The organism is Microcoleus sp. K4-B3 (assembly GCF_036704615.1).
Taxonomy (GTDB): domain Bacteria; phylum Cyanobacteriota; class Cyanobacteriia; order Cyanobacteriales; family Microcoleaceae; genus Microcoleus.
Genome location: NZ_JAUBSF010000001.1, coordinates 44,393 through 67,933, shown reverse-complemented (window position 1 = coordinate 67,933; position 23,541 = coordinate 44,393). Strand labels below are relative to the sequence as shown.

Annotated in this window: 17 protein-coding genes and 1 tRNA gene; 9 read left to right on the top strand and 9 right to left on the bottom strand. The window is 47.1% G+C overall.

The features are described from left to right. The first annotated feature begins 861 nt into the window (after positions 1-861). The 9 genes from QUA78_RS00295 to QUA78_RS00255 all read left to right on the top strand — a co-directional run bounded on the left by QUA78_RS00295 (position 862) and on the right by QUA78_RS00255 (position 13,989). Positions 862-1,248: a hypothetical protein gene (locus tag QUA78_RS00295; RefSeq protein WP_333299644.1), complete on the top strand. Its 387-nt coding sequence runs from the start codon at positions 862-864 to the stop codon at positions 1,246-1,248. Positions 1,249-1,831: 583 nt separating this feature from the next. Continuing rightward, entirely contained in the window at positions 1,832-2,197 is a 366-nt protein-coding gene (locus tag QUA78_RS00290) for a response regulator (RefSeq protein ID WP_333299643.1), read from the top strand. 258 nt (positions 2,198-2,455) lie between these two features. Then, entirely contained in the window at positions 2,456-2,953 is a 498-nt protein-coding gene (locus QUA78_RS00285) for a chemotaxis protein CheW (RefSeq protein WP_333299642.1), read from the top strand. Positions 2,954-3,043: 90 nt separating this feature from the next. Beyond that, complete coding sequence (locus QUA78_RS00280) at positions 3,044-8,836, top strand: PAS domain S-box protein (RefSeq protein WP_333299641.1); 5,793 nt, start codon at positions 3,044-3,046, stop codon at positions 8,834-8,836. A gap of 231 nt (positions 8,837-9,067) precedes the next feature. After that, the gene (locus QUA78_RS00275; protein WP_333299640.1) at positions 9,068-11,941 is read left to right on the top strand and encodes a hybrid sensor histidine kinase/response regulator; all 2,874 of its coding nucleotides are present in this window, start codon (positions 9,068-9,070) and stop codon (positions 11,939-11,941) included. A 166-nt stretch (positions 11,942-12,107) separates the two neighbouring features. After that, the gene (locus tag QUA78_RS00270; RefSeq protein WP_333299639.1) at positions 12,108-12,584 is read left to right on the top strand and encodes a chemotaxis protein CheW; all 477 of its coding nucleotides are present in this window, start codon (positions 12,108-12,110) and stop codon (positions 12,582-12,584) included. A gap of 62 nt (positions 12,585-12,646) precedes the next feature. Beyond that, on the top strand, positions 12,647-13,369 hold the full coding sequence (locus tag QUA78_RS00265) for a pentapeptide repeat-containing protein (protein ID WP_333299638.1): 723 nt from the start codon (positions 12,647-12,649) through the stop codon (positions 13,367-13,369). Between the two features lie 16 nt (positions 13,370-13,385). Continuing rightward, positions 13,386-13,640, top strand: coding sequence for a hypothetical protein (locus QUA78_RS00260; RefSeq protein WP_333036453.1), 255 nt, complete (start codon positions 13,386-13,388; stop codon positions 13,638-13,640). Then, positions 13,633-13,989: a type II toxin-antitoxin system RelE/ParE family toxin gene (locus tag QUA78_RS00255; protein WP_333398490.1), complete on the top strand. Its 357-nt coding sequence runs from the start codon at positions 13,633-13,635 to the stop codon at positions 13,987-13,989. The genes QUA78_RS00260 and QUA78_RS00255 overlap by 8 nt, the downstream gene beginning before the upstream one ends. A 93-nt stretch (positions 13,990-14,082) precedes the next feature. On the opposite strand, the gene urtE is transcribed toward QUA78_RS00255, so the two are convergent. From urtE to QUA78_RS00210, 9 genes are all read right to left on the bottom strand, one after another. Continuing rightward, positions 14,083-14,781, bottom strand: coding sequence for an urea ABC transporter ATP-binding subunit UrtE (gene urtE, locus QUA78_RS00250; RefSeq protein ID WP_333299636.1), 699 nt, complete (start codon positions 14,779-14,781; stop codon positions 14,083-14,085). 285 nt (positions 14,782-15,066) lie between these two features. Continuing rightward, positions 15,067-15,813 (bottom strand): urea ABC transporter ATP-binding protein UrtD, encoded by a 747-nt coding sequence (urtD, locus tag QUA78_RS00245; protein ID WP_333299635.1) that lies wholly within the window; start codon positions 15,811-15,813, stop codon positions 15,067-15,069. A gap of 128 nt (positions 15,814-15,941) precedes the next feature. Then, positions 15,942-16,670, bottom strand: coding sequence for a TIGR00266 family protein (locus QUA78_RS00240; protein ID WP_333299634.1), 729 nt, complete (start codon positions 16,668-16,670; stop codon positions 15,942-15,944). 185 nt (positions 16,671-16,855) lie between these two features. Further along, positions 16,856-17,998, bottom strand: a complete 1,143-nt coding sequence (gene urtC, locus QUA78_RS00235) for an urea ABC transporter permease subunit UrtC (RefSeq protein WP_333299633.1) — start codon at positions 17,996-17,998, stop codon at positions 16,856-16,858. Between the two features lie 27 nt (positions 17,999-18,025). After that, a complete protein-coding gene (locus tag QUA78_RS00230) occupies positions 18,026-19,180 on the bottom strand; it encodes an ABC transporter permease subunit (RefSeq protein ID WP_333299632.1) in 1,155 nt (384 codons plus the stop codon). Positions 19,181-19,476: 296 nt separating this feature from the next. Then, entirely contained in the window at positions 19,477-20,793 is a 1,317-nt protein-coding gene (urtA, locus tag QUA78_RS00225) for an urea ABC transporter substrate-binding protein (RefSeq protein ID WP_333299631.1), read from the bottom strand. Positions 20,794-21,339: 546 nt separating this feature from the next. After that, positions 21,340-21,412: transfer RNA gene (locus QUA78_RS00220), tRNA-Ala, on the bottom strand. Between the two features lie 120 nt (positions 21,413-21,532). Further along, positions 21,533-22,261, bottom strand: coding sequence for an HAD family phosphatase (locus QUA78_RS00215; RefSeq protein ID WP_333299630.1), 729 nt, complete (start codon positions 22,259-22,261; stop codon positions 21,533-21,535). 146 nt (positions 22,262-22,407) lie between these two features. After that, on the bottom strand, positions 22,408-23,307 hold the full coding sequence (locus tag QUA78_RS00210) for a class I SAM-dependent methyltransferase (RefSeq protein WP_333299629.1): 900 nt from the start codon (positions 23,305-23,307) through the stop codon (positions 22,408-22,410). Between the last annotated feature and the right edge of the window lie 234 nt (positions 23,308-23,541).

Sequence of the window (23,541 nt, the reverse complement as noted above, 5' to 3'; positions counted from 1 at the left end):
GAACCCAACACTCCTCTACTGGATAAAATTGGACTGCTGCGCGGTCAATTGAATTTGCCCCCCAATTATAAATTACAGAAAATAAAATTATTTAAATGCCATTGTTAAAATCCCTAAAATTTGACTCGCCTCATTAATAAAATAATCTCGCTTATCGAGCGATATGGTGCTGTCTTTTAACTGGAAAAACTTTTCATCAGTACCAGTAGTAACAGCGCCCTAGATATTTCCAATTTGCTCTACTTTGCGCTGATGAAATAATTGAGCTAGCACCATTGCCGCAATGCAGTGACAGAGTTATAAATCCACAGCAGATAGCTGCGGGCTCGCAAATTAAACGCAGGGCGAGTTTACCGATCCAAAACTTATACACAACACTCAATAAACCCGCTTATTTTACGCAAACACCCGGTTTATGCCTGAGTCCTATTATCGTTTTAGCTGGGGTATAGCAGGTGTTGAAGGAAAAAGGAACGAAGAACAAGGAAGTTGCAATCTTCAGCTCATGTTTCAGCAATTAAGAACCTCCTCACTGTTTGGGCGGTTACTATATTAGTTTGGTCAATATTATTCTGATTTTTTCCCCACCGTTTCACGTTTTTTGCCTTTTTTAAGAAAAGTTAAGTTGCTTTCATGAATTTAACTGTTAGTTGGCAGTCGGCTGAAAAAAATGATATGATGCAAAGAAGGAAGCATTACATCAAGGCGCTCGACATCAAAATTTAATGTCAAAGTCGAGAGTCAAAAAATCAAGAAAATTAAACTTTTGAAAAAAGGGGAAGCCACTCTTAGTAATAATGGTAGATACTGTTTAACTAGAGAAAAAACATTTGTAGCCACTGCGGAGTCACCTGTAACCGAGTGGCAGATCGCGATCGCCGACTCGGCGTTTGGGGAATTGGCACCCTATCCTCAAAATCTCCCGCCTACAATCTCATAGGCTATTACACAGGCTCAGTCTGGTCACAGGACAACGTTTTGACAGCTTTGGGATGGCGATCGCTCCGCCACATCGAATCAGCTTTAGAAGTAGCTCAAGGCTTATTTGACATGACATTGCTGCAACCCTACGAGCCTCCCCCCGAACTTTTCGGGGGCTACGAGCGCAACAGCCAGAGCGATCGCTCCGTGCAGTATTTTTCAACTGCTGCAAATGATGTTAAATTTAGTATCATCTGCTACCAAAAAATAGTGATAAATTATCGACTATACCACATTATAATCGATTTAAAAACTGTCGATAAATAATTTCAGAGTATGATCAACTTGGCTCGATTTGCAATTCGATCTATCCGGTTCGTCAACTGCTTGTCGGCTTACTAAAAAGCGAGGCAATTTGCGAGTAATTCTTGAAGCTTGAATTTTGGGAATTGGGAATTGCGAATGGGGAATTGCTAATTGCTAATTGATGAGGTCATTGTTCGCTGTGCGTTAACTTTCGCGAACCGAAGGAAAGCAATCGCAAGGTTGGAGGTTGTTTCGCTCATCGTGAGCAATGACAAATAGATCGGTCGGCAGAAAGCTAAAACCCTATCCTAGAAAATCCGGTTTTTCTATCCAGATCGATCGTTATAGTAATAGCTGTTGGTTTCAGAAAAGCCAATTACCAATTACTACTTACAGATTAATTTATTCAGAGTAATTCCGTGAGCGAAGTAAATTTTTATCGCTTTTTATCGCTGACAGCCAACCTTCAGCCATGCGATCGGCTATATTGTATTTAGAAGTACATTAATTTGTTCGCAAAGCGGAATAGTCTCACCGCCGCCGATCGCGCCAGCTTCTGAATAAACATCATCCGCTGTCAAGAACAGCAAGGAAGTGTGGAATCATGTCAAAAGTTTTAGTAGTGGACGACGTAAAGACCGAACTAGAAATCATTTGCCGCATTCTTCAAGATGCCGGACTGGAGGTGATCCGCGCTGGCGACGGCGAAGAGGCACTCGCCCTGATCCGAAAAAAGTGTCCTGCTCTGGTCGTTTTAGACGTAGTGATGCCGCGAATGAACGGGTTTGAATTGATCAGAGAATTGCGGGGCCATCGCGCAACTGCAAACTTGCCCGTAGTATTTTGTACTCATAAAAACACCGAGATCGATAAAGCTTGGGGAACCGATTTAGGCGCCGACGCTTACGTCAGCAAACCCTTTGAACCTCAGCAACTCGTCAACATCGTGCAGCGCCTGCTTTCCGCGTAAACAAAATATAAAGTGATCGGCAGCTTCTCAAAAAACATTATACCGAAAAATCCCGTTTATTTTAAGAAACTGGGTTTTTGAAACCCCTAAAAGTTTTATGTTTAATGATAGCGACCTGCTTATTTGGTTAACTCGCGATTTATTTACCAAAAACATTTTATGCACCAAAACTGCTCCTGAAAAACTCGATCGGCGGTCGGTTTTCAGGCCAAAGCAAAACTCTAATTTGTAAGCTACACTAGAAAAAAAAAATAAGCAATGAAAACAACTGCTCTTCCGGCGGGCAATCAGACAAGTGGAACAAAGCAATTTCTCCTGTTCGGTCAAGGAGGCAGTCTCTTCGCCATAGAATTAGAGGCAGTGCGGGAAGTCCTTTCGCTCAAGGAACAACCGATTTCCCCGGTTCCCAACACCCTGCCATTTTTGCTGGGATTAACCAACTTGCGGGGCGAAATCTTAGCAGCAGCAGACTTCGGACGGTTTGCAGGCATCGAGCCGGTTGACACCTACCACCCAAGCAGCCGCATTTTAGTGGTGGAAGCGCCCGATCCGCGAGACGTGAGATTGTCGACAATGCGCGTGGGATTAGCCGTCTCCCGTGTCGAAGGAGTTTTATCTTTAAATCCCGATCGCACTGTCTCAGCGATAGATGTCAGTCCCGACTTAGCACCCTTTTTAAAAGGTCTGTACAATTCCGAAGGACGCTTGCTAATGATTGTCGATGTAGAAGCGATCGCCCATTCCGAACGCTGGTAAAAATCAAGAATACAGATAAATCAGCAACCGCTTTCCATCAATAATTTTAACTAACGATCGCCGGCATCCGATTTGCCCCTCCTTAATTTTATGATCGAACTTCTCTATACCTGGATCGCAACGACTTTCACCCTGACATTGCCTGACTTCTCCCCATCGGTGGTAGCTGGGGCTGCTAATTGCATCATTTGTGCGTGTTACTTTGCCATCGCCTGGCTGATCACCTTAGGTTTGTGGCGAAACCGTCAATTCGGGTTCGACATCTTCGCCACAGTCACAGCCGGCATATTTTGGAGCTGCGCTTTCGGTCACAGCGGCCACGCCGCCGAATACCTGGGACTGCCGCACTCTCCGGTGGTGCAAACAGTGTGGGATTGGATAACTGTAATTCCGGCGATCGCTTTTTTGAGTTTGTCGAACCGCTACGACTTCTTAGTAGGTTCCACCCAAATCCTTAACTCTAAAAAAGAAACAGAACAAGCACTTAGCGAAACTAACCAGCGATTTCACGCAATCTTCGACCAAGCTTTTCAAGTGATCGCATTATTGGAGCCAGACGGTACTCTGATCGAAGCAAATCAGACAGCGCTAAAATTGGGCGATTTCCAAGCATCAGAAGTGCTGGGGCTAAAATTTTGGCTCACACCTTGGTGGGCATCATCTCCAACCAACCAGCAGCGCCTAAAAACGAACATTAAACAAGTCTCGATCGGCAATTTAGTCCGGGAAGAATACGAAATCACCGGCCCCAACAACGATGTGACAGTAATGGACGTGTCGTTTAAGCCACTGTTCAATAAGACAGGAGAAGTATTTCAAATCCTCGCCGAAGGCCGCGACATTACCCACCGCAAACAGACAGAAGTGGCCTTGCAGCAGCTAACCGCAAAACTAGAGCAGCGAGTCAATGAAAGAACCGAGCAGATCCTGCAAACTAACGCACAATTGGAACAGGAAATTCGCGATCGCACCGCAGTCCAAGAGCAATTAAAAGCCTCTGAACAATTCTTAAATAACATCCTCAACAGCATCCCAGACCCGATTTACGTCAAAGACGAACAGCACCGCTGGATAACATTAAACGATGCCTTTTGTCAATACATAGGTCACCGCAGATCGGAACTAATTGGCAAATCCTACGACGACTTCTTGCCCAAAGAGCAAGCAGACACATATAGAGAAACAGACGAATTAGTTTTCTTGACAAATACCAGCAGAGAAATCCAAAAAATCATCACAGACTCAGCAGGAAACACCTGCTATTTCTCCGCCAAAAAATCTACTTTTGTAGATGCCGACGGCAGAAAATTTCTCGTTTCCGCAATTAGAGATATCACCAAGCGCGTGCAAATGGAAGAACAACTGCGGCACACACTCGCAGAAGCAGAAAGCTCCCAAAACTTGCTGCGGACAGTCATTGACGCTACGCCAGACTGCATTTTCGTCAAAGATCGAAACTTGCGCTACACCCTAGTTAATGCAGGTTTCGCCGCCGCCTTCGGCAAAACTCAAGCAGAAATTATCGGCAAAGACGACGCCGAAATCGGCATATCGGTCGATCGAATCTTCGGCAACTTCCAGGCCCAAACCGATTCCCAGAACCAAATCCAAAACTTCCGGGCCGGCCACCAGGTGGCGTCGGGTTCCAACGACTTAGCCACCTTAGCCGACGGCAAAGTACACAGCTTCGACACGCTGAAATTGCCTCTCAAAGACGCAGAAGGCAACATTTTAGGAATGCTCGGCTTCGCGCGCGACATCACAGAGAGTCGTAAATCCCAACAAGAACTATTGCGGTTCAAAGCAATTTTAGAAACCACAACAGACTGGGTAGGCATAGCCGACTCCCAACAGCGCGCCATTTATCTCAACCGCGCAGCCAGAGAAATCTTGGGAGTTGGCGAGGACGCAGATTTAGCCGGAATCAGCATTTCTGACGTGACATCCCCCAAAAGTATCGACACTATTGTGAACGTCGGCATCCCCGCAGCTTGCCGGGACGGGGCGTGGAGTGGCGAGACAGTTTGGCAGAGTTTAGACGGCGAAGAAATACCAGTTTCTCAAGTAATTGTTGCCCACAAATCCGAGAATTCAGAAGTTGAATTTATCTCAACGATCGCCCGCAACATTAAAGAACGCAAGCGCGTAGAAGAAGCCTTGCAGCAGAACTTGCAAATGCTCGATCTTGCCAGCGACGCCTTGATAGTCCGGGATATTGACGGCACGATTAATTATTGGAGTCAGGGAGCCGAACGGATGTACGGCTGGACAAAAAAAGAAGCCTTGGGGAAACTCACTCATACTGTATTGCACACCATTTTTACCCAACCTTTAGCAGCTATCTCGGCACAGTTAGAAGAGCAGGATTATTGGGAAGGAGAACTAATTCACACCACAAATTACGACACCAAAATCACTGTATTCAGCCGCTGGAATTTGCAGCGAGACGAACAGGGAAAACCTAAAGCTATTTTAGAAACTAACAACGACATCACGGGGCGCAAACAAGCCGAAATCGAAAAGCAAAGATTGATTTCTATCGTAGAAAGCAGCTCGGATTTTATTGGCACGGCTACCCTGGATGGAGACGCAACATACCTGAATGCCGCTGGTATTAAACTAGCCGGATTGCAAAATATTGAAGAAGTCAAAACAAAAACTATATATGACTTCCTAACAGCAGAAGATGCTAAAAGCTTAAAAGAAGAAATCCTGCCGACTACTATGCGAGACGGTGTTTGGGAGGGCGAATTCCGCTTGAGGAACTTTCAAACCGGCGAAAACTTTCCCATTGATTTCACCCTATTTACAGTCAAACACCCAGAAACCGGCGAGCCTATGGGGTTGGCAACAGTTACTCGCGACATCAGCGATCGCAAACGCGCAGAAGAGATGCTGCGCGAGCGCGAAAGACTGTTCCGAGCCATTTTTGACCAATCGTTCCAATTAGTGGGGCTGCTCAAACCAGACGGAACCGTTTTGGAAGCCAACCAAACAGCCCTTGCCGTCGCCGGACTGGAGCGCGAAGACTTCGTAGGCACGCAGTTTGCAGATAATCTGTGGTGGCAAATTTCCCCAGAAGCCAAGCAAAAAGTGCAAGCTGCGATCGCCAAAGCCGCCGCCGGCGAGGTAGTCCGCTACGAAGCCGACGTGCTGGTTGCTGGGGGTGCTGTGATAACTGTGGACTTCTCCCTCAAGCCGATCGTAGACGACAGCGGCAAAGTCGTGCTGCTGATTCCCGAAGCTCGCGACATCAGCGATCGCAAAGCCCTAGAACGAGAATTAGTTTTGCGTCAAACCCGCTTTGACGCATTTTTCGCAGCCGCCCCGGCCTCCATGTTTATCTTTGACGACCAGTTGCGCTTCGTGCAAGTCAACGAGAAATTAGCGGAAACCACCGGTGCCTCAGTTGCCGAACACCTCGGCAAGACGGTGAGGGAAGTTGTACCAGAAAGGGTCGATTCCCTAGAGCCGATGTTGCAGCAGATTCTCGCCACCAACCAACCAATTTTGAATATCGAACTATCCTGTTCAACTTCCAAACAGCCCGGTATCGTGGGGGATTGGCTGGCTTCTTACTTTCCTTTACCAGGATCTGACGGCAAACCCATCGGTGTCGGCGGTGTGGCGATCGAAATTACCGATCGCAAAAAAGCAGAAGTAGAGCGCGATCGATTTTTTACCCTTTCCCTAGACTTGGTTTGTATTGTAGATTTTGAAGGGAAATTCAAGCGCCTCAATCCCGCTTGGGAAACAACCCTAGGCTACACCCTAGAAGAAGTGGAAAACCAACCTTTTATCAATTTCGTCCATCCAGACGATCGCCAAGAAACCACAGCCGAAGCGGCAAAAGTATACGATGGCACCGAAGTACAGTTCTTTGAAAATCGCTACCGCTGCAAAGACGGTTCCTACAGGTGGCTGTCGTGGAAAGTGCGACCTGAAACCGAACAAAAGCTCATGTATGCAGTCGCTCGCGACATTACCGAAAGCAAACAGGCGATGGTGCAACTGCAACAAACAACAGCCCAATTAGCCAGTTCCGAAGACCAATTTCGGCAGCAAAGCAATCTCTTGCAACTGCTAATAAACAGCATTGGCGACGGCATAATTGCTGCCGACGAAAATAGTAATTTTATTTTGTTCAACCCCGCCGCCGAAGATATCTTTGGCCTGGATGCGACAGATGCTATTCTCAACGAATGGTCGGCAAGATACGGTTTATTCTTGCCCGATACCGTCACTCCCTATCCCCCAGCGGACATACCTTTAGCGCGCACGGTTCGAGGAGAAGCCTTTGACGAAGTAGAGCTGTTCACCCGCCACGCAGGCAAGCCGGAGGGCCTGTGGGTGAAAATTAACGGCCGGCCGCTCAAAGACGAAACGGGGGCGCTCAAAGGCGGCGTAATAGTTTGCCGCAACGTCACCCAGGAAAGAGCTTCCCAGCAGCGAATGCAGCAGTTGGCCGAGGCACAGGAACGCTTGGTGCAAGAACTCAAAACGCGGCAAAATGCTCTCGACGAATCGGCGATCGTCAGCGAAACTGACCCCAAAGGAACGATTACCTACGTCAACGACAGATTCATTGAAATATCCGGTTACAGCATGGGAGAACTCCTGCACCGCAACCACCGCCTGATCAATTCCGGCTACCATCCCAAATCATTTTTTCCAGAAATGTGGGTGACAATTTCTCGCGGTTTGGTGTGGAAAGGGGAAATCAAAAACCGACGCAAAGATGGCTCGTTTTACTGGGTAGATTCGACGATCTCCCCCATCTTTGATACCAGCGGCACAATCATCAAATATATCGCCATTCGCTTTGACATCACCGAGCGCAAAGAGGCAGAAGAACGACTGGAAAAATTGGCAGCAGAACGCAAAGCTGAAGCTGATTCTCTGACGCAGCAAGTCCTCAAATTGTTGGGAGAAATTAAAGGCGCTGCTCAAGGCGACTTGACAGTCAGGGCGGAAGTGACTAACGACGTTTTAGGTGCTGTCGCCGACTCTTTCAACTTCTTAATCGGTTCTCTGCGGAAGGTGGTAACGGGAATTCAAACTTTAGCCGAAGAGGTAACATCTGCCACCGGCGAGTCAATTAACAATACCAGCCAACTCACCCAACAGGCGGAAGTTCAAGCCACAAAAATATCTGCCATCATGCGGGAAATCGAGCGGATTGTGAATTCGATCCGCGACGTGCGAGATGTTTCGGTGCGCGCCGAAACAGTTGCCCAGCAGTCTTCTCACACGGCTGAAGCAGGCGGTGTGGCGGTCGATCGAGCTGTCGAAGGCATTAACGGGCTCCGGGTGACGATCGCCTCTACCTCAAAAATGATGAAGCGTTTGGGCGAATCTTCGCAGCAAATTGGCAAAATTGTGACTTCGATTTCTCAACTTGCTTCGCAAACTAATTTATTAGCTCTGAATGCTACTATTGAGGCGGCGCGAGCCGGCGAACAAGGTTTAGGCTTTGCAGTTGTCGCCGAAGAAGTGCGGAAATTAGCAGAAAGATCTGCCGGCGCTACTGAGGAAATCTCCGAAATTGTCGGTACAATTCAAGAAGAAATCAGCCGGGTGATGAAGGCAATGGAATCGGGGACGCTAGAGGTAGTGGAAGGCACTAAGCTGGCAAGCGAAGCTAAAACTCACCTCAATGCCATCATCGAAGTTAGTCGAGAAATGAATGCTTTGGTGGAGAATATTACTCGCGCATCTGCTAAGCAAACTGTTTCGGCTGAGGAAGTTTCTAGTAGTATGCAGCAAGTCAATGAGATTGCTAATACGACAGCACAAAAAAGTGCGGATGTCAAGGCTTCTTTGGACGATCTGTCTGGTTCTGTCAGCAAATTGCAAAAGTCGGTGGCGAATTTCCGCAGTTAGTCAGTTGACTGGTGACTGTTGACTGGTGACTGTTGACTGTTATACGAATCACTAATAACTATCGTTGTTGTCGGGGCGGGTTGACAAATATCCTGAATGCGAATTTATAGATAATCGTGAACCCACCCTGGCAACAATTACAGTTAAATAACGGGACATCATATATAAAAAAACTGCCAACAGACAACAGACAACAGTTAACTGTCAACAGACAACAGACAACAGACTAATATGAATGATGACGATTTAAACGAATTAATAGATGCTTATACCGCAGAATGCGAAGAGTTTCTCCAGTTAATGGAGACGAACCTGCTGGCGATGGAAGCTGCGGGGTTGAAAGAGCGACAAGCGGCAGTTAAAGAAATGTTTCGGGCGGCTCACTCGATTAAAGGTGCGGGTTCGATGTTGGGCTTTAAAAAGGTATCGGCGGCGGCTCACACGCTGGAGGACTGTTTTGTTATTTTGCGCGATCGCACAGACTTGTCGGCCCTGGAACCGACTACTGTTAGTGTTTTGCTGCAAGGGGTGGATGCTCTCAAAAAGATTGCGCTCGAATCAATTCAACACTCCGATGTCACAACTCCCGATCAAACTGACAACTTGGAGGCGATCGCCCAAATTTTCGCTCAGTTTGAAGCCAAGTACGGCAAGTCAGAAGACTCGCCAGTCCCCGCAGCCAGCCAATCGCCCGCCCCGGAAACCCTGAAACTGATTTTTGAACACGAAGTGCCGCCACTCTTCAATCGCCTAGAAACCGAGCTTTCCCAAGCTTCCGAGGCGGATTTGGCAAAAAGCGTCACCGCCCTCCATCAGGTTTACTACCAACTCTCCGGTTTGGCTGGAATGCTACAATTGCCGGATTTTGGGAAAGTCGCCGCACCCCTGAGAGATTTGATCGACTCTCCAGACTTGACTCTAGAACGGTTGCAATCCGAGGGTTGGGCGATCGCCCAAAACTTGCAAACCGCACGCCAACAAATATTGGAAGGAAGGGCGATCGAAATCCCCGAAATCTCCCCCTCCCCCACTCCCCCCCACTCCCCCATTCCGCCACTCCCCCCCACACTCTCACACTCCCACACTCCCCCTCACTCACCCACACTCCCCCTCTCCCCGTCCCCCACTCCCGCCGAAATCATCCCCTCCCCCACACTCCCTGCATCCCCCTCTTCCCCAGTCCCCAACGCGCAAAGGCCGACAATCCGCGTAGACTTAGAACGGTTAACTGAATTGGTGAATCTAGTCGGAGAATTAGTCATCAACCGTACAAATTTAGAACTTCAAGAATCCGAACTGCGCGGCGAAGTCAAGCGCATCCGCCGCAGTATCGTAGATTTGAACCTATTCGGCGGTCAGTTGCGAGAAGAATACGACAGACTGAGTTTTGCAGACTGGAGAGGCGGAAACGGGAAGTCTGGATTGGGAAAAAGTGCAGCAGCAGAAACAGAATTCCCAATTATTGCTAACGGCAAATCCTCTCAGGCCCATGCTCACTTCGATATCTTAGAGATGGATCGTTATACAGAGTTCCACTCGACAGCCACAGAAGTCATCGAAACTGCCCAAGCAATTTCTCAATCCGCCACCAAATTAGACACCTTAGCCATGAAATTCGAGCGCAGTACCGACCAACTGCGCCGCATTACCGACCAACTGCGCAGTCGCGTCATGCAGTTGCGAGTCGTGAATTTCAGCCGCGCCGTCGATCACTTGCCCAGAGCGCTCCGGGATATGTGCCTCACATACGATAAAGAGGTCAACCTGCTGCTAGTGGGAAGAGATACCAAAATTGACGAAAGTTTGCTCGACGCTTTGCGCGACCCCTTAATACACTTAGTGAGAAACGCTTTCGACCACGGCATCGAAATGCCCGAAGTTCGGCAAGCAACCGGCAAGCCCGCCAGCGGTCACATTGAAATAGAAGCCCGCCACCAAGGCGGCCAAACTATTATTACTGTCGCCGATGACGGCAGAGGCATTGACCCGGAAATCATTCGCCGTAAAATTGTCACAAAGGGTTTGGCTACGGAGGAACAAGCTCAAGAATTTTCCATTGCCGAACTCTACGATTTTCTGTTTTGGCCGGGTTTCAGCACTACAGAAGGGGTCAGCGACCTTTCGGGGCGGGGAGTCGGGCTCGACGTGGTGCGAACAAATTTGCGGACTGTGCGGGGGACTGTGAAGGTAGACTCTCGCCTGGGAAAAGGTACGAGTTTTATCATCAAACTGCCGCTGCTGCTGTCGATTACTGATGCGTTGATGGTGAAGACCGATCACAATAAAATAGCAGTGCCGCTGGATGCAGTCGAGGAAATTTTGCACATTAAAGCCTCGGAAGTTCACATCGCCGGCAATCAGCCGATGCTGTGGTGGCGGGAGGAATTTATTCGTTTGGTGAGGATGCAAGATTTGCTCGAATACAGCGTCGTCGCCCCGGATGCCCCCTCTCCTGACCCTTTGACCCTAGAGGAAATTCCCGTCCTGGTTTTGGCTTCTACCGAAGGAATGCTGGCGGTGGCCGTGGAACGGCTGATCGGCCAGCAGGAAATTGTGGTTAAACCTTTGCCGCCGCCTCTATCCAAGCCTCGCGGGGTTTTGGGGACTACGATTTTGGGGGACGGGCGCGTGGTGACTATTCTGGATGTGGACGATTTGGTGGGTCAACCTTCGGCAAATAGTTCGATCGCCGCTGTGTCCGGTAAAGTGCAGGAGATGCCGCCGAGTTCGAGTCAGTCACCGCTGATTTTGATAGTGGACGATTCCTATACTATTCGGCAGTTGCTGTCTCTGACGCTGACTCGTGCTCGCTACCAGGTGGTACAGGCTAAAGACGGAGTGGATGCCCTGGAAAAGTTGCAAAATGGTCTTGATTGCAGTTTGGCGATCGTGGATATTGAAATGCCCCGGATGGATGGATTTGAATTGTTGCGATCGATCAGATCGACCGAGCAGTTTGCTAATATTCCCGTAGCCATGCTGACATCCCGCAGCGGCGAAAAACATCGGCAAATGGCAATGGAATTAGGCGCCAATCAATACTTCACCAAACCTTACAGCGAGGCCCAACTTTTACAAGCCATCCCCAAATTAATCAAACACTAAATAATCCCATCTAAAATCTAAAATCTAAAATCTAAAATCTAATAATTCCCAATCTCAAACAAATTTAGGCAAAAAGTGGTTGGACACGCGAATTATAGCGGTAAGGTGCGCCGAGCCGCGCACCGTAATAAAATCAAATAATCTTCAATCTAAAATCTAAAATCGCATGACTCACGCCAATTACAATCGTCGCTTCCGGAGCCAGAAACAAGGCACTGTTAGAATTACTCCTAAAAAATTTGTTTCCTTTGAACTAGGAAATGTTTACTATGCTATTCCTATTGAACGAGTGGAGCGAATTGTTAAAAAATTTAATCCCTACGGTCTTTTACCGGGCGGTAATAGTTTAGTGCGACATCAAGAAGAACTGATTACGCTGATTAATTTATCTAAAATATTTCCCAGTGACGGATCTAGACTCGACTCGAACTACCTAATTGTTTGCACTTTAAATAAGAATGAGCGGTTGGGGATTCCCATTCCTGATATGCCAAAAATTTTGCAAATTTCCGAAGAAAGCTTCTGCGAGATTCCCGAATTGTACCGTCAACAGCAACTGCCTCCGGTAATAGAAAAGTTAATTCGCGCACCTGACGGTTCCGAAGTCTTTTATCTGAATTTGGATCTATTTAGCGAAATGTAGGGTGTTCACTTTTGCAGGTACTATACAATATAAATCGTATTTTCGCCAAAAGTTATTTATTTATGAAAAAACTCACAATAATGTCGATCGCCCTACTAATTTTTGCAGCAACTCTCGAACTGCCGAAGGTGGGGCTGCAACTAAGTGCGATCGGGCAAATAGAAACACCTCAACCCATCCCAACACCCCAACCAATCCCAACACCCCAACCAATCCCAACACCCCAACCACAAACACCCCAACCAATCCAAACACCCCAACAAATCCAAACACCCCCAATCCAAACACCCCAACCAAAAGCAGACGACCCCAAAAAGCTCGGCTACGTCTCCCCAGAATTTGCCGAAAATTTCTCCCAGCAACAAATCGACCTAATCAACGCCAACGTCGAAACGCTGCTGCTAACTCAAAGCTGCTCCCGCTGCGACCTCCGAGCCGTAAAATTAGTTAACATTAACTTAAAAAATCCCATCCTTACAGGATCAGATTTATCAGATGCCAACCTCAGCGGTAGTCGCTTCGAGATCTCAGATTTTGTCAACACCAATCTAGCTCGCACAAACTTAAGCGGAGCCGAATTAGTAGGAGCGAGAATCAGCAATGCTAACCTCAGAAAAGCTAACTTGACAAAGACAAATCTAGACGGTGCAGACCTGCGATTTTCCGACTTGAGGGATGCCAATCTTTCCGATGCCAACCTCCGCAATGCTAATATAGATGGCGCTAGTATCGATCGAGCAAGTATGGCCGGCACCACAATGCCAGACGGCCGAAAAAATAATTAATAATAGAGGTAGTCTTATGTCGCCGATTAAACAACGCCTTCTCGAAGCGATCGAACGGACTCCTGAGCCACTTTTAGAGCAAACGCTGGCATTTCTGGAATTTTTGACCAGTCGGACACAATCCGCGATCGCCCCAGACTTCGACTCAGATTTTGACTCAGATACCGACTCCAACGAGCAAATCCTCGCCGATCTGAAAGCCTCCCTCCACCAAGCCAAAGCGGGACAAACCTTTCCCATATCGGAACTCTGGGACGGTATCAATGTCTGATATGTCAGTCCAAGTCACATTCACGGTACTCTTCAAACGTCGCCTCAAAGGACTCGCTAAAAAGTATCGCCAAATTCAAACCGATATTCAGCCAGTCCTTGATGAGCTTATCCAAGGAAACTTCATAGGAAACCAGATTACAGGGACTCAATACACCGTTTACAAAGTCCGGGCTAAAAACAGTGATGCCCAAGTTGGTAAGAGCGGCTGTTATCGCTTGATTGATCAAGTTGAATCACCGACTCAAGTTGTTTTACACCTGATTTACTCGAAATCAGAACAAGCAAATGTCTCCGCCGAGGAAATCCAAACTGCGATCGCAGAATACCAAGCGAACCCAGACGAATAAGCCATTTTTCAAATCTAAACGCTTGCCCTTCTTGCTCTTTGAGGCGCTCGCTGTCATCGTCAAAATCCGTGTCGTGCCTTCCTTCAATTCTATTCAAACAGCCAAAAACCTCTGAATCACCTCATCACTCAACTCGCTAGTGCTTCCAGAAGCCACAATCCCCCCTTTTTGCATAGCATAATACCAATCAGCCTGCCGCACAAAATGCAAATGCTGCTCCACCAACAAAACCGAAATACCCCTAGTCGCAACCACACGGCGCACCGCAGCTTCAATATCTAAAATAATCGACGGTTGAATCCCTTCCGTCGGTTCATCCAAAACCAGCAACTGCGGCTCACCCATCAAAGCCCTAGCAATAGCTAACTGCTGCTGCTGTCCCCCGCTCAAATCACCTCCCAGGCGATCTAGCATAGTTTTCAAAACCGGAAATAAATCAAAAATTTCATCAGGAACTTCAGGATTTTTGGTTTTGGTTGGTTTCGCTTCCAAACCTAACAATAAATTTTCCTTCACCGTCAAACGGGGAATAATTTCGCGTCCTTGAGGTACGTAACCAATTCCCAATCTAGCCCGCTGGTGAGTCAACTTAGAAGCAATAGATTCTCCGCCAAAAGCAATAGTGCCACTGCGCGGTTGCAGCAACCCCATAATCGTTTTTAGCATAGTAGTTTTGCCCACACCATTGCGGCCAATCAAGCAAACCATTTGCCCCGCATTTACGCTTAAATCGACATCGCGCAAAATGTGACTTTCGCCGTAATAAACATTCAAATTAGAGACTTGTAGCATAGTTTTTAATGGGTAATTAAACCGGGAAATTGGTAGCAACTAACAAATAACTTCTTCCTTCTTCCTGATATTTTACATCCGTTACATCCGTTACACAATCCGTTGCCGAACTTCCTTATCCCTAATATTTTACATCCGTTACATCCGTTACACAATCCGTTGCCGAACTTCCTTATTCCTAATATCTTACATCCGTTACATCCGTTACACAATCCGTTGCCGAACTTCCTTCTTCCTGATATCCGTTACATCCGTTACACAATCCGTTGCCGAACTTCCTTCCTCTTACTCTTCCGGTTTGCCCAAATATACCTCAATTACCCGATCGTCATTTTGCACCTCATCCATAGTCCCCTCGCACAAAACCGCACCCTGATGCAACACCGTCACCTGCCGCGCAATTTGCCGCACAAACTCCATATCGTGTTCAATTACCAACACCGAATGACTTTCGGCCAGCGAAATCAGCAAATCTCCAGTTAACACCGTTTCCTCATCCGTCAAACCCGCCACAGGTTCATCTACCAACAACAAATCAGGAGATTGAGCCACCAACATTCCAATTTCCAACCATTGCTTTTCCCCGTGAGAAAGCAAACCAGCCGAAACATCAGCTTTAGCAACTAAACCAATTGTTTCTAACAAACCGGCAACCGTGCGTTTTTCAGCAGCAGAAGCAGGCTGGAACAAAGTCGAAAAAACATTTTTATGGCGGCTGCAAGACAATTCCAAATTTTCGCGCGGCGTTAAATTTAAGTAAACTCGCGGCGTCTGAAACTTGCGACCAATTCCCAAGCGGGAAATCCTATCTTCCGACAACTTGCGTAAATTTTGTCCCTTAAATAACACCCTGCCCTCTGTCGGCTGCACCTTCCCGGTAATTGAATCGAGAAAAGTGGTTTTTCCCGCACCGTTGGGGCCAATGATAACTCGCAGTTCGCCGGCATCCATGCTGAAATTTAAACCGTTGATGGCTTTAAAACCGTCAAAACTAACAGTCAAGTTTTCTATTTCTAATACTTTGCCATTCATAATTAGTAATTAACTCACTAATGGACAACAACCGATACCTCTTGTAGGTGCGGAGCGCAAATCTTCTCATTATCAAGCCGATTTTTTACCCTGCCGTGGCACCATATTTTCTACTTTTTGCTGGCAGTTTACTCTAAAGTAAAACTGCTAGAACTGCTCGACATTGCAGTTGGGCTTGCAGCCATAATTCGCTCCGCTAACTTCGATAGTGGCAGACTTTGCAAATACACTTTTCCAGGCCCGGTTAGCTTGACTAAAAACAAGCCTTCGCCGCCAAATAGAGCATTTTTAAACCCGCCAACAAACTGAATGTCGTAGTCTACTGTGGGAGCAAAAGCTACTAAACAGCCGGTGTCTACTCGCAACACTTCGCCAGCTCCCAAATTTTTCTCAACTATTGTTCCTCCCGCATGAACAAAAGCTAGCCCGTCACCCTGCAATTTTTGCAGAATAAAACCTTCTCCGCCAAAGAAACCGACACCGAGCCGCTTGGTGAAAGCTACCTCAATTTCAATGCCGTTGGCCGCACAGAGAAATGAGTCTTTTTGACACAAAAATTTACCGCCAAGTTGACCTAAATCGAGGGGAATTACTTTACCTGGATAGGGGGCGGCAAAAGCGACGCGGGCTTTGCGATTTCCGGCGTTGACAAAGGTGGTAATGAAAAAACCCGCTCCTGTCAGCATCCGTTTGAAACCTTGAAATAAGCCGCCGCCTGTAGATGTTTGCATTTGGATGTCGCCTTCCATGTATGTCATGGTTCCAGCTTCAGCCCTGACGCCTTCTTTGGGGTCGAGTTCAATTTCGATGAGTTGCAAATCGTCGCCGTAAATTTTGTAGTCAATAATATCTGCCATATGTTTCCCCTCAAGTTAAAGAACGAAGCTGTTTGCTAAGGATATATAAGTAAGTGGACATATATATTGCGTCTCCTCAGAGAGAAACCCAGCTTTTCCCAAGTCTATTGCGATTGCTTCGTTCCTCGCTGCCTGGTGACATTTATTTATGTCCGCCTACTTATATATACACGATATTTTTGCACTCAATGTTCAAGTTCTTCTTTTTCGCGCTGCACTTGAGGGTCTTGTTCCAGGCTGGGGTAAGTAGATGCGTACTTCGGTCTTCTGAACAAGCTGCGGATTTGCTCAAAACCTTGATGTTGCAGCCATCCGACTAAGCCGTCGGGCAGCACTGTGACTACTATGAGGAATAGCGCACCTTGGAAAAACAGCCAAACTTCGGGGAATTGTTCGCTCAAGAAACTTTTGCCAAAGTTGACTAGCAGTGTTCCCAATATTGCTCCCGATAATGTGGCGCGACCTCCCACTGCGACCCAGATTACCATTTCAATTGAAAAGGCAATATCCATTGCTTTTGGCGAAATGATTCCGGTTTGTACGGTAAATAATGCGCCTGCAATCCCGGCTAAACCGGCAGAAATTGCAAAGACTAAAACTTTATATCCTGTGGGATTGTAACCTGAGAAACGCAGCCGCACTTCGTCGTCGCGAATTGCTACTAGCAGGCGACCGAAACGCCCGCTGGTCAGCCAGCGGCAGAGGGCGTAAGTTGCTGCTAGAAATAGTATGGTGAGAATGTAGAAAATATATTGAGTATCTCGGTCATTTACTGTGGCTCCGAACAGGGTTTTAAAGTCGGTGAGTCCGTTGGTTCCGTTAATGAGTTTTTGTTGACCGTTAAAGAAGTTGAAAAATACAATAGTTGCTGCTTGGGTGAGAATTGAAAAGTAAACGCCTCGAATTCGATTGCGGAATACTAAATAACCCAAAAGTGCGCCCAATATAGCGGGGATGAGAACTACTGCTAATGCTGAGAAAGGAAATGAATAAAATGGTTGCCAAAACCAGGGGAGTTCGGTAACGCCGTAGAGGTTCATAAATTCTGGCAATTGACTGCTGGCGGTTGGGGGAATTTGCAGTTTTAGGTGCATGGCGAAAGCGTAGCCGCCGATCGCAAAAAACACCCCATGCCCTAAACTAAGCAAACCGGTGTATCCCCAAATCAAGTCTATGCCCAGGGCGGCAATTGCTAGGGCTAAAAATCGCCCCAATTGATTGAGGCGAACGTCGGGGAGTATTCCTGGGATCAGGAATATGAATGTGAGGGCGATCGCGCTGACAATTGCCGCTTCTTTTAGCCAGGCTTTTTGATATTTTTTCTGCATTTTTCGCTACCCTCGCAGTTGTAATTTTTAATTTTCTACCGTCCGCCCTTTTTGCGGGAAAATCCCTCCCGGCTTCACTTGCAGAAAAGCCATAATTAAGGCGAATACCATTACTTTTGCCATGCTGGTTGTGGCGAAAAATGTGAAGAAGTCGGCTAAAGGCTTGACAGGAGCGAACATTATTGCTAACGTCCCCGAACCGATCAGGTAATTTGCAGTGCCGATCGCGATCGCAGCAACTACACTCCCCACAATCTTGCCGACACCGCCCACAACCACCACCATAAAGGTATCGACTATATAATTTTGTCCGGTATTTGACCCTACGGAACCGATCAAACTAATCGCACACCCAGCGACACCAGCCAACCCCGAACCCAAAGCAAAAGTCAGCGCGTCTACTTGTTCGGTAGGAATTCCCAAACACGCGCTCATGCTGCGATTTTGCGTTACGGATCTAATCCGCAATCCCCACACAGACTTTTGCAAAAATAGGTAAATTCCCGCCAAACAAATTCCGGTCAGGACAATAATAAAAATTCGGGCGTAGGGCAATTGGAAATTGCCCAGCGGGATGCCGCCGCGCAGCCATGCAGGCGCAGTTACATCCACGTTTTGAGCGCCAAACCAAGGTTTAGTTACTGCGAGTTGGTAAGTTTGCCCTAAAAAGGCGCTCACCGCCCAGGAAATACCCAAAGATAAAGGCAAAATTATGGCGATTATTTTGTTGCGAATGCGATCGAAATCCAGGCGCTGCTTCAATACCCGCAATCCCCCAAAAAACAGCAAACAAAACACCCCAATTCCAATTACCAGCACCCAACTCACGCTGCGGACAAACTGCTGCAAAATTAAACTTACGCCCCAAGTTGCCAGCAGAGTTTCTAGCGGCCGCCCGTAAAGATAGCGAATCACTCCGCGTTCAAGAATTAATCCTACCAAGGCCGCTACTAAAAAAGCTAGGGGAATCGCAAATAAAATATATGTTTCAAAAGCAAATCCTCCGATACCTTTGAAGACATTTTGCACGACGAAAGTTGTATAAGCCCCCAGCATCATCAACTCGCCGTGAGCCATATTAATCACGCCCATCAGCCCGAAAATAATCGCTAGTCCCAGGGCTGCAATTAGTAAAACAGCGCCGATGCTAATGCCGTTAAATAAACCATCTAATATCGCCACTTTTGTTACTCCTGCATCAAGTCGGTTAACTTTGTTCGCGGATAATAATTAGGGGCGGGTTTTACCCCATTGGTGTCAACTTAAGCGTCGAGTTTTATATTATAAAAAATGCTTAGATTCAGTATCTCGATTCCCCTAAATCCCCTTAATAAGGGGGACTTTGAAGACTCCAGTTCCCCCTTATTAAGGGGAGTAGGGGGTGACGCAAGAACGCTCTTGTCCCCCCCTTATTAAGGGGGGCTAGGGGGGATCGAAGATACGTTGCCAACGTTAACAAAATTGGTATTACCTACTTATCAAGCTTTGAATTTTCCGCCTTTTGCGGGGTCTGACCAATCGCAAGAAAAGCCTTTTGTTTCAGTGACAAACTGATTCCAAGGAACCGGCTGCACTGCTTCTGGCGTAGCAAAAGCAATGTTAAACAAACCGTCGTCTCTCACTTCGCCCAAGCGCACAAATTTAGAGATGTGGTGGTTGTTTTCCATCGTAACTTTGCCCTCAGGCGCGTCAAAGGTTTGACCTAAAGCTGCTGCCCGCACTTTTTCCAAATCGTCTGCTGTCCCTGCTTTTTCGACGGCTTGCTTCCACAGGTAAACCATGATGTAAGCTGCTTCCATCGGGTCGTTAGTTACTCTATCTTTGCCGTATTTTGCCTTGAAAGCTTCCACAAATTTTGTATTTTCCGGAGATTCCACAGTCATGAAGTAATTCCAGGCGGCGTAATGACCTTTAAGATATTCTACGCCGATCGCCTTTACTTCTTCTTCTGCAATACTGACAGACATTGACGGATATTTGTCCGGGCCCAAACCTGCACCCTGCAACTGTTTGAAGAATGCTACGTTGCTGTCGCCGTTGAGGGAATTGAAAATCACACCCCCGTCTGGCAAAGCTGCCTTAATTTTAGTAATAATTGGCGTGACTTCTGTCCCGCCCAAAGGAATGTAATCTTCCCCAACTAATTCGCCACCTTTGGCTGCTAGCTGTGCCTTGATAATGGTATTTGCCGTGCGAGGAAAAACGTAGTCCGACCCGACTAAGAAGAATTTTTTGCCTTTATTTTCTAGAAGCCAGTCAACTGCTGGTTCGATTTGCTGGTTCGGCGCTGCCCCAGTATAAAAGATGTTCTTGGAACACTCTTGACCCTCGTATTGTACGGGATACCAGAGCATATGATTTTTTTCTTCAAATACTGGCAATACTGCTTTGCGGCTGGCGGATGTCCAGCATCCGAAGACGGTGACAACTTTATCTTGGTCGATCAATTTTTTTGCTTTTTCGGCAAAAGTCGGCCAGTCTGAGTTGCCATCTTCTACTACTGCTTCGATTTGTTTTCCGAGGACGCCACCAGCTTTATTAATTTCTTCGATCGCTAATTGTTCGGCATCGACAACGCTTTTTTCACTGATTGACATCGTGCCGCTCAAGGAATGCAAAATTCCTACTTTGATCGTGTTTCCACTGCCTGCTGCTGGTGTAGTTCCTGTTGATGTGGGGGAAGTGGCGGGAGTTGCTGTTGGAGTGGGAGTTCTACAAGCTTTGAGAAATAAACTGGATGTTAGGGTAGCAGAACCGTATAAAAGAAATTTCCGCCGATCGAATCGCTTTGTCATTTTTTCTTGTTACTCTTCAATAGATGAGTCAGATGATTGAGAATAATAACACATAGCGACTTGATATTAAGACTCGGCTCATAAGACTGTTGTATGTTTAGCTACAAAACTTATTGTTTGTGACAAAATCAATGCTTTGTGGGGATTGATGGCAACTGCGACAGAAACCCGGCTGATACCATGTTAGATTTTAGATTTTAGATTCACTGATGAAATAAGGGTTTGGTGCAGGGGCTTACCGTTGCATTCTGTTCTGAAACCGGGTTGAGACACCAAAATACGTCTTTTCAGCAATTAGTGTGACATTAGAAACCGGGTTTCTTTACAGAAATTATCTTATTGATGCTAAGAGTTAAGCAGAAACTGGGTCGATCGCACAAAATAGAAACCGGGTTTCTCGCTCTCAACAGGTTATTGATGCTACGAGTTAGTCAGAAATCGGGTATATCGCCCAAAATAGGCGGGTGTCAAAGCAGGTGACGATCGCACCTCGCTTTGAGATCAAAGCGAAGTGCGATCGTCACTTGTAGAAATGCCCCTGATTTATGGAGAATAGCGGACTCGAACCGCTGGCCTCTGCGGTGCGATCGCAGCGCTCTACCAACTGAGCTAATTCCCCTGATTGAGTTTTAATTTAGCATTTTAGATGCGGGATTTCGGAATCTAAAAGCTTTACAGGTTTTGCTTGCTCTCACGTTCGCAGACCGTCACCTACGTTAGCACGTAACTGCTAAAAACGTCAAGTGTTTCGCGCAGCCGGCTCAGTGGGGGCGATCGAGCAAAGTTCCGCCACTCTGTCCAACTCTAAATCAGCAAAATAGTCCACCGTCCAATTAGCTTGGCGCTGGATCATGTGAAACGGGTAAGTGTGAGTCACACCCGCTACCTGAATCCCCGCCTTTTTCGCCGCTTCAATCCCCGCAAAAGTATCTTCTAGCGCCAAACACTCGATCGGTTGCAGGTTAAAGTCGGGATATTTCTGGTTGAGAAGTTCCACAGCCAATAGATAGCCGTCGGGTGCTGGTTTGCTCGCCCTCAAGTCGTCACCTGCGACAATTAACTCAAAGTTTGCTGCCAAACCGGCCCGATCTAACACCAATTCTATCTCCGATCGCATTGCCCCGCTAACTACGGCCATTTTCAGTCCGGCGGCCCGAATTTTGGCCATAAATTCTGCCAAACCGGGATAAATCGGCAGTTTCTCCAAAGTATCTATTTGAGCTTTGTAAGCTTCTGCCTTGCGCTGCAGCAGTAGATCGAGGTATGTTTCTGTCAGAAATCGTCCCCGGCGCTCGAGCAGTGCGGTAATGCAAGCGCGATCGCTCCTTCCCAAACAAACTTCTCGAAACTCCCCACGTTTGAGCTGGAGATTTTCATCGAGCATCAATCGATCGATTATTTTCTCGTGAATCGGCTCGTCATTAACAATTACACCATTAAAATCAAATAAAACTGCTTTTAGGGTCATTAGTTATGAGTTATTAGTTATGAGTTATGAGTTATGAGTTATGAGTTATTAGTTATTAGTTATTATTCAGTCCGCGAAGGCGGACTTTGTTTGTGTAGCCCCGACTTCGAGTCGGTGGTTATTTTAGTCGGGAGTGATTCTGTAAATCAAGCAGGAGCCGGAATGCCTGGTAAATCGCCATCAAAATCAGGAGTTCGATCGCCCAAATTCCACCCCCTCGCCACCTTTGCCTGTTCCAAATCTTCCCCAGGCAAAGGTTTCACACCCTGCGTTACCTGATTCACCCACCAGTGTTCGTGAGTTTGCACCGCCGCGAATCCAGCCGCCCCCACCCAAGCATCGAGGCTGCCAGCCGCGTAAGACTTAATATAAGGCTCTTCAAAGATATCAGCCAGCCACTCTGTCTGCCGCAAAGTTTTTTGGTTTCCGTCCAAAATTGCCACTTGTCCCCCAACATTCAGCAGTCGGAAGCTTTCTCGCAAAATTGCCCGCGATACAGCAGGTGGCGTTTCGTGAAACAGCAAGGAAGCTGCGACTAAATCGAAGCTGGCATCTGGAAAAGCAACGCTTTCAGCATTTCCGTGCAACCACTCGATTTTTAAGCCGGCTTTTTGCGCTTTCATTTCGGCAACTACCAGCATATAAGGCGACAAGTCCAGGCCGACAACTTCCGCTTCGGGAAAGGCTTGCTTGAGCATGAGCGTTGTCGAACCGGTGCCGCATCCCAAATCGATGATTCGGCGCGGTTTCACCCGCACAGCGTCTATTAAGCCTTGCCTGACTACTGTTTCGTGGGGAGGCAAAACGTATTGCGTGATTGGATCGTAGGAAACGGCGGCACTGGGGTTGAGGTAGCCGCCTTTAATGCCGTGAAAGTTTTGGCTGCTGTAATATTCGGGATAAACTAGGTCGGGTTGTCGGTAGCGATCGCCCGCTGTTTCCCAGTCGATACCTTCGTAGAGTCGTTTCAGTGCTTCTTCGTCGATCGCCAATCGAATCAGGGGGGACAAAAAGCGCTCGAAAATACTATCCTTGCCAACAGCCATAAAACTCCTTTAACAAAAACTATTCTAATTTTAGCCAAAGGCCGTCAACTTAGCATTCATTAAAACTGTTGAGTCCCTCTTCCCTCTTCCCCTCTATCCGTTACCTCCGTTACAAAATCCGTGGGCTTCCTTTCCCACTTCGTTCTTATACGTGTTTCCAATAATAATGCAACTGTAGACAAGCTCCAAACCCTTATTTCATAAGTCATTCCCAATTCTATAATTTAAAATCTA

Coding starts and splice junctions, on each gene's coding strand:
- QUA78_RS00240 (WP_333299634.1), bottom strand. CDS start 16,670: ATGGCAGATATTATTGACTACAAAATTTACGGCGACGATTTGCAACTC.
- QUA78_RS00255 (WP_333398490.1), top strand. CDS start 13,633: ATGTCTGATATGTCAGTCCAAGTCACATTCACGGTACTCTTCAAACGT.
- QUA78_RS00280 (WP_333299641.1), top strand. CDS start 3,044: ATGATCGAACTTCTCTATACCTGGATCGCAACGACTTTCACCCTGACA.
- QUA78_RS00265 (WP_333299638.1), top strand. CDS start 12,647: ATGAAAAAACTCACAATAATGTCGATCGCCCTACTAATTTTTGCAGCA.
- QUA78_RS00290 (WP_333299643.1), top strand. CDS start 1,832: ATGTCAAAAGTTTTAGTAGTGGACGACGTAAAGACCGAACTAGAAATC.
- QUA78_RS00275 (WP_333299640.1), top strand. CDS start 9,068: ATGAATGATGACGATTTAAACGAATTAATAGATGCTTATACCGCAGAA.
- urtD (WP_333299635.1), bottom strand. CDS start 15,813: ATGAATGGCAAAGTATTAGAAATAGAAAACTTGACTGTTAGTTTTGAC.
- QUA78_RS00285 (WP_333299642.1), top strand. CDS start 2,456: ATGAAAACAACTGCTCTTCCGGCGGGCAATCAGACAAGTGGAACAAAG.
- QUA78_RS00210 (WP_333299629.1), bottom strand. CDS start 23,307: ATGGCTGTTGGCAAGGATAGTATTTTCGAGCGCTTTTTGTCCCCCCTG.
- QUA78_RS00270 (WP_333299639.1), top strand. CDS start 12,108: ATGACTCACGCCAATTACAATCGTCGCTTCCGGAGCCAGAAACAAGGC.
- urtA (WP_333299631.1), bottom strand. CDS start 20,793: ATGACAAAGCGATTCGATCGGCGGAAATTTCTTTTATACGGTTCTGCT.
- QUA78_RS00215 (WP_333299630.1), bottom strand. CDS start 22,261: ATGACCCTAAAAGCAGTTTTATTTGATTTTAATGGTGTAATTGTTAAT.
- urtE (WP_333299636.1), bottom strand. CDS start 14,781: ATGCTACAAGTCTCTAATTTGAATGTTTATTACGGCGAAAGTCACATT.
- urtC (WP_333299633.1), bottom strand. CDS start 17,998: ATGCAGAAAAAATATCAAAAAGCCTGGCTAAAAGAAGCGGCAATTGTC.
- QUA78_RS00260 (WP_333036453.1), top strand. CDS start 13,386: ATGTCGCCGATTAAACAACGCCTTCTCGAAGCGATCGAACGGACTCCT.